The sequence below is a fragment of the Streptomyces sp. SID12488 genome (genome assembly GCF_010548275.1).
GTDB lineage: Bacteria > Actinomycetota > Actinomycetes > Streptomycetales > Streptomycetaceae > Streptomyces.
In genome coordinates, this window is the sequence record NZ_JAAGLT010000116.1 from 1 (window position 1) to 491 (window position 491).

The 491-nt window shown below is 66.0% G+C and carries 1 protein-coding gene; it reads left to right on the forward strand.

The genetic code is table 11. From position 1 onward, the window contains the following. Positions 1 to 19 precede the first annotated feature (19 nt). On the forward strand, positions 20 to 491 hold a 472-nt coding region (locus tag G3I56_RS45220; protein WP_343240235.1), incomplete at its 3' end, for an extracellular solute-binding protein.

The window sequence follows — 491 nt, forward strand, 5'->3', positions numbered from 1 at the left end:
TGCTCTTGGAGCTCTCTCTGTGACGCTCTCTGCCCCTTCTTCGCCTACCGCGCTCGAAACCGTGTTCAAGCGGGTCATCGAGCGCAAGGCTGTCCGCGCCGAAGCGACGCTGCAGGCGGACATCCGCCAGTTCCTGCTGGATGCCGACCTCAACCTCGGCGAGCAGGATCTCCTGACGCCCGTGCTGGAAGCGCAGGTGGGCGACGGCACCGGTCACCGCATCGATATTGAGATGGGTGCGACCGTCATCGAGGTCAAGAAGGACATAAGCCGCCCAAAGATCCGCAAGGACGCGGTCGAGCAGGCCGCCAAGGCGTTCGAGGACGAGAACGACGTCGACGTCGAGCTCGTGCTCAAGAACTTCGAGGACATCCGCGCGGACTTCCTCGCGCAGGTCCCCACGGGCGAGGGCCCCGACATCACCGTCGGCGCGCACGACTGGCTCGGCGAGCTCACCACCAACGGCGTCGTCGCCCCCATCGAGCTCGGCG